Consider the following 14,262-nt stretch of genomic DNA (forward strand, 5'->3'; position numbering starts at 1 on the left):
CAACTGGGTACGGACGCGGGCGACGGCCAGGCCCCCACGGCGACGTACCGCTACTACGACAGCGTGACGGGCTACCTCAACGGCTGGTTCGACCATGCGAGCCAGCAGGGCACGGTGTGGCTGCGCTATGCGCCGGACAGCCGCGACCTGTCGCGCATGGAGATGAGCGATGCGACGGTGGACTACAGCCGCGATGCGGAGCACCGGGTCACGCAGATCCAGTACCAGCTCAACCACGACGTGCGCACGTTCAGCTACGGCTACGACGCGCTCGGGCGGCGCAGCCACGCGACGCTGGCCAATGGCATCACGGCGGACTACGCGTGGGATGCGGCCAGCCAGCTGACGGGCATCACGTACAGGCGCGCGGACGGCAGCGTGCTGGGCGAGCTGACGTATGGCTACGACGCGGCGGGGCGTCGCACGAGGGCAGGCGGGAGCCTGGCGAAGGTGGACCTGCCGCAGGCGGTGAGCGACGCGCAGTACAACGGCGCGAACCAGCTCACGCGCTGGGCGGGCATGGCCTACACCTACGACCTGAACGGCAGTCTCGCGAGCGACGGGGCGAACCAGTACAGCTGGAACGCGCAGGGCCTGCTGGGACAGATCAGCGGTGCGGTGACGGCGAGCTTCAGCTATGACATGTCCGGGCGTCGCCGGGACCAGACGGTCAATGGCCACCGGATGCAGTCGTTCTGGATTGGCGACGAGCTGAGCTTCACGATTCCGGATAACGACTGGTCAAGGCGGATTCGCGTGTTCTCGCCGTACCCGGAGGGTGGACTGGATGAGCTGACGTACCGGCGGGTTGGGGATGATGCGGGTGGGGATCGCTATGTGCTGCGCGATGCGAATAACAATGTGATTGCGCTGACCGATGCGAACCAGCAGAGCCAGACGCAGTACAGGTACCAGCCGTATGGGGTGACGACGCCGGCGGGTGCCGCGGATGTGAATTCGCAGCAGTACACCGGGCGGGAGAATGATGGGACGGGGGTGTATTACTACCGCAATCGCTACTACAACCCAGCGACCGCAAGGTTCATCAGTGAAGACCCGATCGGCTGGGCGAGTGGGCAGACGAATGCGTATGCTTATGTGGCTGGGAATCCGCTTCAGTTCAGTGATCCCTTTGGTGAGGCAGGGATAATCACGGGATTTACGCGGCATGGCTTGAATCAGGCTATTAACCGAGGTGTTTCACCGGGCGCTATGTGCGACGCGGTGAACAATCCAATCAGCGTTACCGAGCGATCGAATGGGACTACCAGGTACACGGGGGCCGGTGCCGTTGTAGTGCTGAACCCAGCAGGTCGGGTTGTAACGGTTTGGGGCCAATAGAGGGGCAACCGATGAGCGGAAAACAGCGGCATAGCCAAGCCTTGCAGGATGCAGTCAAAGAGGTTCTGCTTCGTGAGTGGGATCCAATAGGTATCGGGGGGGAAGATGCCGCGAAGGATGAATACGACGCCTATGTCGCCAAGGTTTGCGCGCTCATTGCGCAAAGGCAGTCGGTTGAGGACGTGATCAAATATCTGTTATGGGCAGAGACAGAACAGATGGGATTGCAGGCAGATGTTGAGCGAGCGCGAAGAGTGGCCGGAAGGCTGGTTCAACTCGTTTAATTGCCGCGCTCCGATGATCTAACGTCGTTACGTGAACGAAGGGCCGCGCGAGCGGCCCTTCTGTATTCAAAGCGGCGTAATAAGGAGCTTCTGGTGTTGGTGATACGTACGCGCTGTCCGGGCTCGAAACCGGCGGTCTCGATCCATCGTCCGGAGAGCTTCATCCACGGAAAGGTGGCCGGTTCCTTGCACATATGGAAGGGCAGGCGTGCCGGTTTCTGATAGCGCCAGGATTCCTGGATGGTGACAGACCGTTCGGTGACGGGTGGACGTGCTTTATGATTGGCATCAGCCATGATCAACTCCTTGTGCGAGTTAGTGGTGGTCAGCGGGCGGTGAGTGTTGGTAGCACTCATCGCCCGCGCTGCGTTTACATCACTTCAGTCTGGACGAGCATCGTTCGGCCTCGTACTTGATGATCATGCCTTCGAGCAGTTGCTTGATAACGGCCTGCTGTTTCTTTGGCATGCTGGCGATGGCCTGGAACTGCATGGTCAGATCGGCGTCAGCCTCAAGCTCCTCCTCCTCAAAAATCAGGGAATCGGTGGTCACACGCAAGGTCCTGGCGATCTTCTTGATAGCCTCCAGGGAAGGTTGCGAGGTACCGGCTTCATAGCGCTTGATCTGGGTGATGTGCAGGCCGATGGCGTCGGCCAGTGCCTGCTGTGTCAGGCCCTTCTGCTTGCGCAGGGTGGCGAGTCGTGCGGCGATGCTCATAGTAGAAAACCAGTGGGTCGAGAACGCCCCGATCATATCCCCGCGAAAACCTGAAACAGGAGGCGGCGCTCAGGCGGGCAGGGAAGTTACCCCGCGGGCAGGCTGATTACTACGCTGGACGGCTGGATCTGGATATCTGAGATAACGATACTGTGCACGGAATCAAAGACGGTGTAGGGGCGGGTCCACCCCGCGCTGTTTTCCGCGTTGTTCCAATCGGGCCGATCTCACAAGGCCGTCTACCCACCCCTCTTCCCCCGCCGTCCCCCCGGCCCAAACGCAAACCCAAACGCCAGCAAAAGCAGCGAAACAGCCAGCACCGTATTATTCCCACTGCTCACATACGGCGTCTTCCCCGAGGTCCCTTGCACGGTGACATCAATCGCCCCTACCGTATAAGGCGCAAGCCGCGCCAACACGTTCCCATGCGCATCAATAGCAGCTGTAGTGCCGGTATTAGTCGCCCGCAGCATCGGCCGTCCGGTCTCGAGCGAGCGCATCCGCGCAATCTGCAGATGCTGGTCAAGAGCGATCGTGTCGCCAAACCACGCCAGATTAGTGGAATTAACCAACACCCCCGCCGGCGTATCGCTCTCACGAATCGATCTTGCAATCTCCTCGCCGAAAATATCCTCGTAGCAGATATCGACCGCCACCGGCTGGTTATGCACGAGGAACGGCTTCTGCACCGGCACCCCACGCGCCAGATCCCCGAGCGGAATATTCAGCATCGCCACGAACCAGTGAAAGCCCCAAGGCACGAACTCGCCAAACGGCACCAGATGATGCTTGTCGTAGCGGTACAACTCACGCGAGCCGGGCGTGATGCCGAACAGGCTATTGGTCACATCAGTCAGGTGACCATCAGGCGTAATCGTGCCGCCCAGCGCGCCGAACAAAACCGACGTCCCGGTCGTATCCACAAAGTGACGAACAGCGATCGCAAACGGGTCCGGCAGCTCCTGGATGAACACAGGAATCGCCGTCTCCGGCGTCACTACGAGATCGGCGGGCTTCGCCGTAATCATCTGCTGATATTCGTTGATGGCGGCGATCATGCCGGCCTGTTCGAATTTCATCTCCTGCTTGACGTTGCCTTGCAGGAGCCGCACGTTAAGCGGCGCATTGGCCGGAATCGTCCACGCAACCAAAGGCAGCAACATGCCAGCCGCGATCAGAACAATCGCCACCATCCCCGCAGGCACGACACGAGCCACGCGCGTGGCGCCGTTACGCGCTTCCGCAGGCTCACGCAGACGCACCAGCGCCTGCACGATCAACGCCGCGACCAGCGCCAGCATCCAGCCCACGCCATACACACCGGCCACCGGCGCAAACCCCGCCAGCGGCCCGTCCACCTGCGCATAACCGCTCGCTAACCACGGAAATCCAGTGAACACATAGCCCCGCAGCCATTCACTAACCGCCCACGCGCTGGCGAACGCAAACGCACCGTGCCACGTCGGAGAAAACGGCTTGTCGTCGAGCGTGCCGTTGCGTGCATGACCGGCGCAAAACGACCACACGCCCGCAGCCAACGCCGGATACACCGCGAGATACAACGTGAACAGCACCAGCGCCGCCCCCGCGAGCGGCGCTGCCATTCCGCCGTAGTCGTGCATGCTGACGTACAGCCACCACACGCCCGTGACGTAGTTGCCGAAGCCGAACGCACCACCCGTCAAGGCGGCGCTTTTCCAGCCGTTAGTGCGCGTGAGCCACGCAAAGAAAAACACAAAGATCGCCAGTTCGAGCCAACCGCCGTGCGGCGTCGGTGCGAACGAAAGCGTGTTCGCCGCACCGGCGATCAGTGCGACGAGGTAATGCCAGCGCGGCAAGGTCCGGCCCGGCGCTTGCGCGACGGCGGACGTCACGCTACGGCGCAGACGGGAAGTGATCGGGTCGGCCATTATTGCGCGGTCGGTGTTAAGGAAAGGGAAGAACTCAGGTCTGCACGTGCTGCGCTTCGCGCTCGCGCTGGCCCGCGAGCGGGTCGCGGCGCACCAGCAGCATGTGGATCTGCCGCGCGTCGCCGCGCAGGATCTCGAAGATCAGGTCGTCGATGCGCACCTTCTCGCCGCGATGCGGCACGCGCCCAAAATGATGCGTGACGAGCCCGCCGATGGTGTCGACTTCCTCGTCCGAATAGTGCGTGCCGAATGCTTCGTTGAACTGCTCGATTTCGGTCAGCGCACGCACGCGGTAGCGGCCGTCCGGCGAGGCGATGATGTTGCCGCTTTCTTCATCGAAATCGTACTCGTCCTCGATGTCGCCGACGATCTGCTCCAGCACGTCTTCTATCGTGATCAGGCCCGCGACGCCGCCGTATTCGTCGACGACGATCGCGATGTGATTGTGGTTCACGCGAAAGTCGTGCAGCAGCACATTCAGGCGCTTGGACTCCGGAATGAACACGGCCGGGCGCAGCATGCCGCGCACGTCGAATTCCTCTTCTGCGTAATAGCGCAGCAGGTCTTTGGCGAGCAGCACGCCGATGATGTTGTCGCGATTGCCCTCGTAGACGGGATAGCGCGAGTGCGCCTTCTCCAGCACGTAAGGGATGAATTCCGCCGGCGTTTCCGCGATGTTGATCGCGTCCATCTGGGCGCGCGGAATCATGATGTCGCGGGCGCAGAGTTCGGAGACCTGGAAAACCCCTTCGATCATCGACAGCGAATCCGCGTCGATCAGGTTGCGCTCATGGGCGTCCTGCAGGATTTCCAGAAGTTCGCCGCGGGATTCGGGCTCGGGCGAGATGAAGTCGGTCAGACGCTCAAGCAGGGAGCGTTTTTCCTGTGGTTTGTCGCTAGTTCGGTGTCGACTGGGATACGTGTCGTTCATGGTGGTGCGCCCGGCAAGACTGGGCGCGCTGTTGCAGAGCATTAAGGATACACCACGCACATGGCAGGACCGTGTCCCGCCGGGCTCGCCGGCGAGTCAACGGCCACTTCGCATGGTCGGGGGGCTTGGGTCAATCCTAACGGATAAAGACGGCCGATGCGCATTGGAGCAAAAATCGGCGGCGGAAAGCCGGGTGTAAGGCGACTCAGCCGCCGTCGCTGCCGGCTTCCCGGCAGCGCGCCAGCAGCGCTTCGAGCGCGCGGTCCGGCATGCCGCTTTCGCGCAGCGCCGTCACAGTGCGGCTGACGTAGTCGAGCGTCGTGCCGTAGCGGCCGCAGGCGCAGCCGAACACCGTCTGCACGATCTCATCGGCCAGCTTGCCGGTGTAGCTCGGCACGTCGCGGCGCATGACGAAGGCGAGGGCGTCGACGCGCCGGCCATCGGCGAGATTGCACGGCAGCCAGGCCGGCCGGTAAGAGCCCATTGCCATTTCGCGGCGCCACAAGGTTTCCAGGTGCGGCATCGCGCCCTCGGCGGCCAGCCGGAACGCAATGCCGGTGCACGAGCCGCCGCGGTCGAGCGCCAGCACGAGCCCCGGCTGCTCCGGCGTGCCGCGGTTTACCCGCGACCAAAGGTACAGTCCGCGGTGATAGCCATGCACCTTGGCGCGCGTACCTTCGACTGTTGGCATCCCCGGGTTCCAGATCAGCGAGCCATAGCCGAACAGCCACAGGTCGCTTTTCCGGTCCCAGTCGCGCAGGGCGCATTCCAGCGAGGCGTGCAGTTCCTCGTCCGTCAGGAGCCGCGATTCGCCGAGCGCCGGCGGGTAGCCGGGGCAGGGCGGGCGGTCGTCGTCGGGTTCGGGGAAAGGGGCGCTCACGGCGGATTGTTCAGGCGGCTATTGGTAGGGGTCGGGGAAGCCGAGCTTGGCGAGGATCTCGGTTTCGATGGCTTCCATTTCCTGCGCTTCCTCTTCGACCTCGTGATCGTAGCCTTGCGCGTGCAGCGTGCCGTGCACCAGAAGATGCGCGTAGTGCTCGGCGAGCGGCTTGCCCTGCTCGGCGGCTTCCTTCTCGACCACCGGGCAGCACAGGATCAGATCGCCCGTGACCGGATCGTCTTCCGATTCGGCGTAGGCGAAGGTCAGCACGTTGGTCGAATAGTCTTTGCCGCGATAGGTGCGGTTCAGCGTGCGGCCTTCTTCCGCGTCGACGAGGCGCACGGTCAGTTCCGCATCGGCAAAGAGCGCTGCCTTGATCCAGCCGGCCACGGTAGCACGCGGTAGAATCGCCTTGTGCTCCGGCCAGGCCTTGGCGGCGGGGAATTGCAGGTTCAGCGTCAGTTTCGGGGTGCGGCTCATGCGTCCTGGTGTCGTAGCGTTTTAAGCGGATTCAACGCGCATCGGCCGGGTTGGCGTTCTTCTGCGAGTGTGCATCGTAAGCCTCCACGATGCGCGCCACCAGCGGATGCCGCACCACGTCGACGCTGGTAAAGTGCGTGAGCGCAATCCCACGGACGTTCGACAGCACCTGCTGCGCTTCGATCAGCCCGCTCTTGTGACCGCGCGGCAAGTCGACCTGGGTCGTGTCGCCGGTGACCACGGCCTTCGAGCCGAAGCCGATCCGCGTCAGGAACATTTTCATCTGCTCCGGCGTGGTGTTCTGCGCCTCGTCCAGAATGATAAACGCGTGATTCAGCGTGCGTCCGCGCATATAGGCGAGCGGCGCGATCTCGATCATCTGGCGCTCGAACATTTTTGCGGTCTTGTCGAAGCCGAGCAGGTCGTACAGCGCGTCGTACAGCGGCCGCAGATACGGGTCGACCTTCTGTGCGAGATCGCCCGGCAGAAAGCCGAGCCGCTCGCCGGCTTCCACGGCGGGACGCGTCAGCACGATACGCTTGACCTGATCGCGCTCCAGCGCGTCCACCGCACAGGCCACTGCCAGATACGTCTTGCCCGTGCCCGCCGGCCCGATGCCGAAGGTCACGTCGTGCGCGATGATCTGCTTCAGATACTCGCGCTGCGCCGGCGTGCGGCCGCGCAGATCGGCGCGGCGTGTGTACAGCTTGGGGCCGAGCGCTTCGAGGTCTTCGTCGCCGGTGTCGGCCGGTTCGTCGAACGGATGATCCGGGTCGTGGCGAAAGCGCGCGTCCGGGCTCTCCGCGCCGTTGCTGCGGCCGCGCGCGGGATGGCGCGACTCGACCAGCGCAAGCTGGATGTCGTCGACCGACAGCGGATCGCGCGCGCTGTTGTAAAAGTTTTCGAGGGCGGTGAGCGCCAGCTTCGCGCCCCGGCCGCGGATCGAGATGCGGTGACCGCGGCGTTGCAGCGTGACATCGAGCGCCTGCTCGATCTGCCGCAGGTTTTCGTCGAGCGGGCCGCAGAGGTTGGCGAGCCGCGCGTTGTCTTCGCGCGGTGCGGTGAATTCCAGATGCTGCTGAGTGGTCTTCAAGGCGGTGGATCGATCCTGTCGGTTTCAGTGCGCTTAATGGGTCGTGGCCGGCGCGTCGTTGTACAGCGGGTCATGCACCATCACGAGCTCGCCACGTAGCGAATGTGGGTACGCCTGGACAATTTTCACGTCTACCATCTGGCCGATCAGCCGCGCGTGCGATGCCGGCGGCACCGGGAAATTCACCACGCGGTTGTTTTCGGTGCGGCCGGCGAGTTCGTTGGGGTCTTTGCGCGCGGGCCGTTCGACCAGAATGCGCTCGACCTTGCCGACCATCGACTCGCTGATGCGGGCGACGTTTTCCTCGATCGTAGCCTGCAGATGTTGCAGGCGTTTGAGCTTCACTTCACGTGGCGTGTCGTCGTGCAGGTTCGCGGCCGGCGTGCCGGGGCGCGGGCTGTAGATGAACGAGAAGCTGGTGTCGTACTGCATCTCGTGGATCAGCGTCATCATCTTGTCGAAGTCTTCCTCGGTCTCGCCGGGGAAGCCGACGATCATGTCGGTGGACAGCGACAGGTCCGGGCGGATCGCGCGCAGCTTGCGGATCACCGATTTGTATTCGAGCACGGTATAGCCGCGCTTCATCGCCATCAGGATGCGGTCGGAGCCGTGCTGCACCGGCAGGTGCAGGTGGCTGACGAGCTTCGGCACCTTGGCGTAGGTATCGATCAGGCGCTGCGTGAATTCCTTCGGATGCGACGTGGTGTAGCGGATGCGTTCGATGCCGGGAATCTCCGCGACGTATTCGATTAGCGTCGCAAAGTCCGCAATCTCAGACGAACCGAGCGTGAGGCCGCCGCGGTAAGCGTTCACGTTCTGGCCGAGCAGCGTCACTTCGCGCACGCCCTGGTCGGCGAGGCCGGCGATTTCGGTCAGCACGTCGTCGAGCGGGCGCGACACTTCTTCGCCGCGCGTGTACGGCACGACGCAGTAGCTGCAGTACTTGCTGCAGCCTTCCATGATGGAGACGAATGCGCTCGGGCCGTCGACGCGCGCCGGCGGCAGGTGGTCGAACTTTTCGATTTCCGGGAACGAGATGTCGACCTGAGGGCGCCCGCTTTCGCGGCGCTTGTCGATCATCTGCGGCAGACGGTGCAGCGTCTGCGGGCCGAACACCACATCCACATACGGCGCACGGGCGACGATCGACGCACCTTCCTGGCTCGCCACGCAGCCGCCCACGCCGATGATCAGATTCGGATTCGCTTCCTTCAGCTCGCGCGCGCGGCCGAGTTCGGAGAAGACTTTTTCCTGCGCTTTTTCGCGCACCGAGCAGGTGTTGAAGAGAATGACGTCCGCGTCTTCCGGGGTGTCGGTCTTGACGAGGCCTTCGGCCGCACCGAGTACGTCGACCATTTTGTCGGAGTCGTACTCGTTCATCTGGCAGCCGTAGGTCTTTACATAAACTTTCTTGGTCATCGAGTTTCGCCGGTCGCAGTGATTAATCTGGGGGCGTCGTTAAGAGTGAAGAGAGGCGAAAACGTGTGCGGACCGAGGCGCGGCGCGAGGGCCGAAGCCGAAGGCGGCTGTGGCAAGGTATGAGCGGCACGTTGACAGCGTAGGCGAATATTATAGCCCTTCGCCGCGCGCGGATTGATTCAGCGGCCCGAGCGCCGGCAGGCCGAGCAGGGCCTCCAGCTCGCCGGACACCTGGGCGAAACGCTCGGCCAGAAAATCCAGCAGCACCCGCACGCGCGGCGCCATGAAGCGGTTGCGGTGGTACAGCGCGTGCAGCGGCGCATCTGGATACCGCCAGTCGCGTAGCAGGACTTTCAGGCCGTCCGAGCGCAGATCCGCTTCCACGTCCCACATCGACTTCACCACGATCCCGTAGCCGCGCAGCGCCCATTCGCGGGCGACCGCGCCGTCGTTGGTCTCGCGGGCCGTCTCGAGCGGCACCGTGTAGTGCTGGATCTCCTCGCCGCGCGTGAAGCGCCATTCGTTGACGGGACCGGACGCCGTGCCGAGCACGATGCAGTCGAAGCGCGCCAGATCGAGCGGGTCCCTGGGCTCGCCGCGCCGCGCGATGTACTCGGGCGCGGCGCACAGGACACGCCGGTTGGGCGCCAGCGGCCGGGCGATCAGCGAGCTGTCCTGCGGCACGCCGAAGCGGATCGCGAGGTCGATGTCTTCCTGCACGAGGTTCGAGAGCGAGTCCGACAGCGTCAGCGCGAACGTCACCTCGGGGTAGAGCAGGTTGAATTCGTCGAGCCAGTGCATCAGCAGGTTGCGGCCAAAGTCCGAGGTGGCCGAGATGCGCACCTTGCCGCGCACCACATTTTGACCCGCCTGCAGCAGGGCCTCGGCGTCGTCGAGCGCCCTCAGCGCCTGGCGGCAGCAGTTCAGGTACAGGCGGCCTTCGTCGGTGAGGCGCAACTGCCGGGTGGTGCGCTCGAACAGGCGCGCCTTCAGGCCGGCTTCGAGCTTCGTCAGACGGGCGCTGGCGGCCGCCGGCGTCAGGCCCAGCTTGCGCCCGGCCGCCGACAGGCTGCCCAACTGCGCCGCTTCGACGAAGAGGCGGATGTCGCCGAGGTTATCCATCCATTCTTCAAAATAATTTGATAATGCTTCAAATGCTACGCCCATTCTCAAACTGACGTGCAGCCGGGACAATGCGCCTACTGAAATTCTCTGGCCGGCCCGCAAGCCGGACTTCTGCGATGCCTATTCCCCTTCTTGCGCTAGCGATTAGCGCCTTTGCCATCGGCACCACCGAGTTCGTGATCATGGGCTTGCTGCCCGAGGTTGCGCGCGATCTGGCGGTGTCGATTCCGTCCGCGGGTCTGCTGGTGAGCGGCTACGCGCTGGGCGTCGCCGTCGGCGCGCCGCTGCTCGCCGTGGTGACCAGCAAGATGCCGCGCAAACTCGCGTTGCAGTTGCTGATGGGCGTGTTTATCGTCGGCAACGTGCTGTGCGCGGTGGCGTCGGACTACTCCGTGCTGATGATTGCGCGGGTCGTGACGTCGTTCGCGCACGGCTCGTTCTTCGGCATCGGCGCGGTGGTCGCCGCGTCGCTGGTGCCGCAGGAAAAGCGCGCCAGTGCGATTGCGCTGATGTTCACCGGCCTCACGCTCGCCAATGTGCTTGGCGTGCCGTTCGGCACCTTCATCGGCCAGGAATTCGGCTGGCGCACGGCGTTCTGGGTGGTGGCGGCGCTCGGCGTGGCATCGCTCGCCGGCATCGCCGCGCTGGTGCCGAACAAACACGACACCGGCCCGGCCGGCCTTGCCCACGAAGTGCGCGTGCTGAAAGACCCGCAGGTATGGATGGCGCTGGCGATGACGATCGTGGGCTTCGGCGGCGTGTTCGTCGTGTTCACCTACATCGCGCCGATCCTCGAGCAGGTAAGCGGCTTCTCGCCGCGCGGCGTCACGCTGATCCTGGTGCTGTTCGGCGTGGGCCTGACGATCGGCAACACCGTGGGCGGCAAGCTCGCCGACCGCGCGCTGATGCCGTCGTTGATGGGCATTCTGCTGGCGCTCGCCGTGGTGATGGCGATCTTCACGCGCACCAGCCATTCGCAGGTGGCCGCCGCGATGACGATTTTCGTCTGGGGAATCGCCGCGTTTGCGACGGTGCCGCCGTTGCAGATGCGCGTGGTCGAGAAGGCCACGGCTGCGCCGAACCTGGCGTCGACGCTGAATATCGGCGCTTTCAACCTCGGCAATGCGGGCGGCGCATGGCTTGGCGGGCTGGCGATCGGCCACGGCATGGGGCTCGACGCGCTGCCTTGGGTGGCCGCGGTCGTCTCCCTCGCGGCGCTGCTGCTCACCTGGCTGGCGGCGCGCATGGATGCGCCGGTCCGTAAGGGCGCGGTCGGCGAGGCGATATGAAGATTCGGCACAAGCTTTGCCAGAAACGTCCTCCGCAATACTGATAACAGTGTGAAGATAACTTCGTTGGGCGTAACGAATCGCGGTGCTATCTTGCCTCCACTAACCCTTTGCCCGCCATGTGGCGGCGCTACTGGAGGCACTCATGCATTCCCCGCTTGCGCTGGTTCGCGATCCCGCGAGTGACGCTCTCGAAGGGCCGCGGGCCGCGGAACCCTTCGATGCGTTGGAACATCTGGTCGGTGTCAATCTGGCCCGCTTGCGGGCTGAGCGGCAGTTGTCGCTCGATGCGCTGGCCCGCGCCTCGGGCGTCTCGCGTGCGATGCTGGCGCAGATCGAATCGGCTCGCAGCGTGCCGTCGATCAAGGTGTTGTGCAAGGTCGCCGCGGCGCTGAAGGTCTCGGTTGCCGCGTTCCTGCGCCGTCATGCCACCAACGGTTTCGAACACCTGCCCGCCGACCGGGCGACTCGCCTCGTCAGCTCGAACGGCCGTTATTCCGCGCGGCCGCTGTATCCCGATGCGGAACCGGCGACCGCCGAATTCCATGAGCTACGCATTGCGCCCTTGCATACCGAGCCGGGCATCCGCCGTGCGCCCGGTACGACGGTCAATCTGGTGGTGAGCGAGGGCACGCTGGAAGTCAGCGTGCACGATCAGCGCCAGTTGCTGGCCACCGGCGACGCGATCGTGTTCGACGCCGACCAGCCGCATAGCCTGCGCAATCCCGGCGACACCGAAGCGCGCGCGTTTCGCGTCACGCTGAATGCGGAAACGCCGCCGCGCTGGGATGTGCCGCACGATGCGGCTCGGCACCACGCCGCGCCGGTTTGATGGCGCCGGCCCGCGTACTCGTACGCGAGGTGCCTTTCTAATCCGTACCCGCTGCGCTGCAGACCGAGCGTGGCTGTTGTATGCTTCACCTGCCGGAAATTCCGGCAATCAGTGCGTCTTCAGGGCGGGGTGAAATTCCCCACCGGCGGTATGCAGGCAGCGCAATCGCGCTTGCCGGCGAGCCCGCGAGCGCCCGCGTTGTGAATGTCTTCAGAGGATCGGAGGCGCAGCGGGGTCAGCAGATCTGGTGCGATGCCAGAGCCGACGGTCATAGTCCGGATGGAAGAAGATGTGCAGATAGTCATGTCGGTCCCCGTTGCGCTGCCCGCATTTCTGGGCGGAGCGTGGGCGTTCCGTTGAACGTCCGCCGGGGCGAGTGCTGCCTGTTTGCAATGCCCTGAAACGTTTTTCGCCCAACTTTTGCGAGAGCGTTTCACATGTCCTTGACTACTTTTCCTGCCCCTTCGACGATTGCAGACGATGCGTTCGCCGATCTCCCCCAGCTCGCCAGCGAACCGGCTCCGCCGCGCATCGCCGCTGCCTTGCAAGCCATGCGCGATGGCCGCGCCGTGGTCCTGCAGGACGACCACGACCGCGAGAACGAAGCCGATCTGATCGTCTCCGCCGAGCGGCTCACCAACGAGACCATGGCGCTGCTGATCCGCGAGTGCAGCGGCATCGTCTGCCTGTGCCTGCCCGACGACAAGGTGCGCGCGCTGCATTTGCCGCCGATGGCCGCCCGCAACGAGAGCCGTCACGGTACGGCGTTCACGGTGTCGATCGAAGCGCGTGAAGGCGTGACGACCGGCGTTTCAGCAGCGGATCGCGTGACGACGATTCGTGCCGCGATTGCCGAGAACGCCAAGCCGACCGATATCGTCAGTCCTGGTCACGTGTTCCCGCTGCGCGCGTCGCCCGGCGGTGTGCTGGCGCGGCGCGGCCATACGGAAGGCACGGTCGATCTGGCGATTCTCGCCGGTCTCCGGCCTGCCGGCGTGCTATGCGAATTGATGAACGCAGACGGCACGATGACGCGCGGCGCGGATGTCGAGCGCTTCGCGGCGCAACACAATCTGCCGATGCTGACGATTGCCGAACTGGTGGAATTCCGTGCCGCGCTGGCGGCGGCGCGCGAGTGCTGCGTGGACGAAGCGTGATGGAGGTGTGATGCAGGGCAGAGCCCGCGCACGATCGGCGAGCGTGGGTTTTGCCCTTCACACTGCCACCCGGGCCGGCACCTTAAGACTGCACTTCCCCGAACTCGCCGCGCACGCCGGCTTCGACGAGCGCCGGCAGTTCGTCCATATGCTCCATGATGCGGGTCATGCCCATCTTGCGCAGCGCATCCGCATAGCCTTCCGGAATATGACTCGCGCCGACGAACGCGATCGTCTTCATGCCGGCCGCGCGTGCGGCGTTCAGACCGGCGACGCTGTCTTCAACCACCAGACATTTGGCCGGCTCCACGCCCAGTTGTTGCGCGGCGAACAGATAGACATCGGGGTAGGGCTTGGGCCGCGCCACCTGCTCGGCGCTGAAGACACGTTCGCCGAACACCTGCTGCAGCCCGGCGCGCCGCACCGAGGCTTGCACGCGCTTCATACGGCTATTCGAGACGACCGCTGCCGGCAACGACACCCGCTGCAGCGCGTCGCGCACGCCGCCCACCGCGGTGAGTTTCGAACTGAGCGCGAGTTCGACGTTGTGCTCGACCGTCTCGAGAAAATCGGCAGGCAGTTCGATGTCGAACGACGTCTTGATACCTTCGAGAAAGCGCGAAGTCTGCTGACCGAACGCCGTCTTCACGGCGCTGGTGAAGTCGAGACCGGGGAAGGTGGCCGAGAGCGTTTCGAGGAGTACGTGGTCAGCGATAACTTCGCTGTCGACGAGAACGCCGTCGCAGTCACAGATGAGATGATCGATCATGCCGGAACAGGGAGCGAGAGGCGCGTAGGCCGCGA

15 protein-coding genes and 1 riboswitch are annotated in these 14,262 nt (G+C 64.1%); of the genes, 5 read left to right on the plus strand and 10 right to left on the minus strand.

Going from position 1 to position 14,262, the window contains the following annotated elements:
* Nucleotides 1-1,341, plus strand: a 1,341-nt coding sequence (locus tag P3T42_RS22290; protein ID WP_429307275.1) for an RHS repeat-associated core domain-containing protein, incomplete at its 5' end; no start/stop codon positions are given.
* Nucleotides 1,342-1,352: 11 nt separating this feature from the next.
* Nucleotides 1,353-1,625 carry a hypothetical protein gene (locus P3T42_RS22295; protein WP_429307276.1) on the plus strand — a complete coding sequence of 91 codons (273 nt, stop codon included), beginning with the start codon at nucleotides 1,353-1,355 and terminating at the stop codon, nucleotides 1,623-1,625.
* On the opposite strand, the gene P3T42_RS22300 is transcribed toward P3T42_RS22295, so the two are convergent.
* The 9 genes from P3T42_RS22300 to P3T42_RS22340 all read right to left on the minus strand — a co-directional run bounded on the left by P3T42_RS22300 (nucleotide 1,622) and on the right by P3T42_RS22340 (nucleotide 10,177).
* On the minus strand, nucleotides 1,622-1,921 hold the full coding sequence (locus tag P3T42_RS22300; protein WP_429307277.1) for a SymE family type I addiction module toxin: 300 nt from the start codon (nucleotides 1,919-1,921) through the stop codon (nucleotides 1,622-1,624). The two genes, P3T42_RS22295 and P3T42_RS22300, sit on opposite strands and share 4 nt — an antisense overlap.
* 79 nt (nucleotides 1,922-2,000) lie before the next feature.
* Nucleotides 2,001-2,342, minus strand: a complete 342-nt coding sequence (locus P3T42_RS22305) for a helix-turn-helix domain-containing protein (protein ID WP_429307278.1) — start codon at nucleotides 2,340-2,342, stop codon at nucleotides 2,001-2,003.
* A gap of 239 nt (nucleotides 2,343-2,581) precedes the next feature.
* Nucleotides 2,582-4,252, minus strand: coding sequence for an apolipoprotein N-acyltransferase (lnt, locus tag P3T42_RS22310; protein ID WP_429307279.1), 1,671 nt, complete (start codon nucleotides 4,250-4,252; stop codon nucleotides 2,582-2,584).
* A gap of 34 nt (nucleotides 4,253-4,286) precedes the next feature.
* Nucleotides 4,287-5,183, minus strand: a complete 897-nt coding sequence (locus P3T42_RS22315) for an HlyC/CorC family transporter (protein WP_074301761.1) — start codon at nucleotides 5,181-5,183, stop codon at nucleotides 4,287-4,289.
* A 205-nt stretch (nucleotides 5,184-5,388) separates the two neighbouring features.
* Nucleotides 5,389-6,063 carry a gamma-glutamylcyclotransferase gene (locus P3T42_RS22320; RefSeq protein ID WP_429307280.1) on the minus strand — a complete coding sequence of 225 codons (675 nt, stop codon included), beginning with the start codon at nucleotides 6,061-6,063 and terminating at the stop codon, nucleotides 5,389-5,391.
* Between the two features lie 18 nt (nucleotides 6,064-6,081).
* Nucleotides 6,082-6,543 (minus strand): rRNA maturation RNase YbeY, encoded by a 462-nt coding sequence (gene ybeY, locus P3T42_RS22325; protein WP_074300745.1) that lies wholly within the window; start codon nucleotides 6,541-6,543, stop codon nucleotides 6,082-6,084.
* Between the two features lie 31 nt (nucleotides 6,544-6,574).
* Entirely contained in the window at nucleotides 6,575-7,636 is a 1,062-nt protein-coding gene (locus P3T42_RS22330) for a PhoH family protein (protein ID WP_074300744.1), read from the minus strand.
* Nucleotides 7,637-7,669: 33 nt separating this feature from the next.
* On the minus strand, nucleotides 7,670-9,055 hold the full coding sequence (gene miaB / locus P3T42_RS22335; RefSeq protein WP_429307281.1) for a tRNA (N6-isopentenyl adenosine(37)-C2)-methylthiotransferase MiaB: 1,386 nt from the start codon (nucleotides 9,053-9,055) through the stop codon (nucleotides 7,670-7,672).
* A 150-nt stretch (nucleotides 9,056-9,205) separates the two neighbouring features.
* Nucleotides 9,206-10,177: a LysR family transcriptional regulator gene (locus P3T42_RS22340; RefSeq protein ID WP_074300742.1), complete on the minus strand. Its 972-nt coding sequence runs from the start codon at nucleotides 10,175-10,177 to the stop codon at nucleotides 9,206-9,208.
* A 119-nt stretch (nucleotides 10,178-10,296) separates the two neighbouring features.
* Here P3T42_RS22340 and P3T42_RS22345 point away from each other — a divergent pair, with 119 nt between their 5' ends.
* From P3T42_RS22345 to ribB, 3 genes are all read left to right on the plus strand, one after another.
* Complete coding sequence (locus P3T42_RS22345; RefSeq protein ID WP_429307282.1) at nucleotides 10,297-11,469, plus strand: MFS transporter; 1,173 nt, start codon at nucleotides 10,297-10,299, stop codon at nucleotides 11,467-11,469.
* 145 nt (nucleotides 11,470-11,614) lie between these two features.
* Nucleotides 11,615-12,301 carry a helix-turn-helix domain-containing protein gene (locus P3T42_RS22350; protein ID WP_074300740.1) on the plus strand — a complete coding sequence of 229 codons (687 nt, stop codon included), beginning with the start codon at nucleotides 11,615-11,617 and terminating at the stop codon, nucleotides 12,299-12,301.
* 111 nt (nucleotides 12,302-12,412) lie between these two features.
* Nucleotides 12,413-12,596, plus strand: a riboswitch (FMN riboswitch).
* A 142-nt stretch (nucleotides 12,597-12,738) separates the two neighbouring features.
* The gene (ribB, locus tag P3T42_RS22355) at nucleotides 12,739-13,458 is read left to right on the plus strand and encodes a 3,4-dihydroxy-2-butanone-4-phosphate synthase (RefSeq protein WP_429307283.1); all 720 of its coding nucleotides are present in this window, start codon (nucleotides 12,739-12,741) and stop codon (nucleotides 13,456-13,458) included.
* Between the two features lie 82 nt (nucleotides 13,459-13,540).
* Here ribB and P3T42_RS22360 read toward each other — a convergent pair whose 3' ends face one another.
* Entirely contained in the window at nucleotides 13,541-14,227 is a 687-nt protein-coding gene (locus P3T42_RS22360; protein ID WP_429307284.1) for an HAD family hydrolase, read from the minus strand.
* Between the last annotated feature and the right edge of the window lie 35 nt (nucleotides 14,228-14,262).

Source organism: Paraburkholderia sp. GAS38 (genome assembly GCF_050434965.1).
GTDB lineage: Bacteria > Pseudomonadota > Gammaproteobacteria > Burkholderiales > Burkholderiaceae > Paraburkholderia > Paraburkholderia phenazinium_A.

Bases quoted from the DNA above. Each gene is read 5' to 3' on its own strand.
- P3T42_RS22295 (WP_429307276.1), top strand. From the start codon at position 1,353: ATGAGCGGAAAACAGCGGCATAGCCAAGCCTTGCAGGATGCAGTCAAA.
- P3T42_RS22360 (WP_429307284.1), bottom strand. From the start codon at position 14,227: ATGATCGATCATCTCATCTGTGACTGCGACGGCGTTCTCGTCGACAGC.
- miaB (WP_429307281.1), bottom strand. From the start codon at position 9,055: ATGACCAAGAAAGTTTATGTAAAGACCTACGGCTGCCAGATGAACGAG.
- P3T42_RS22305 (WP_429307278.1), bottom strand. From the start codon at position 2,342: ATGAGCATCGCCGCACGACTCGCCACCCTGCGCAAGCAGAAGGGCCTG.
- P3T42_RS22315 (WP_074301761.1), bottom strand. From the start codon at position 5,183: ATGAACGACACGTATCCCAGTCGACACCGAACTAGCGACAAACCACAG.
- lnt (WP_429307279.1), bottom strand. From the start codon at position 4,252: ATGGCCGACCCGATCACTTCCCGTCTGCGCCGTAGCGTGACGTCCGCC.
- P3T42_RS22345 (WP_429307282.1), top strand. From the start codon at position 10,297: ATGCCTATTCCCCTTCTTGCGCTAGCGATTAGCGCCTTTGCCATCGGC.
- P3T42_RS22300 (WP_429307277.1), bottom strand. From the start codon at position 1,921: ATGGCTGATGCCAATCATAAAGCACGTCCACCCGTCACCGAACGGTCT.
- ybeY (WP_074300745.1), bottom strand. From the start codon at position 6,543: ATGAGCCGCACCCCGAAACTGACGCTGAACCTGCAATTCCCCGCCGCC.
- P3T42_RS22340 (WP_074300742.1), bottom strand. From the start codon at position 10,177: ATGGATAACCTCGGCGACATCCGCCTCTTCGTCGAAGCGGCGCAGTTG.
- ribB (WP_429307283.1), top strand. From the start codon at position 12,739: ATGTCCTTGACTACTTTTCCTGCCCCTTCGACGATTGCAGACGATGCG.
- P3T42_RS22350 (WP_074300740.1), top strand. From the start codon at position 11,615: ATGCATTCCCCGCTTGCGCTGGTTCGCGATCCCGCGAGTGACGCTCTC.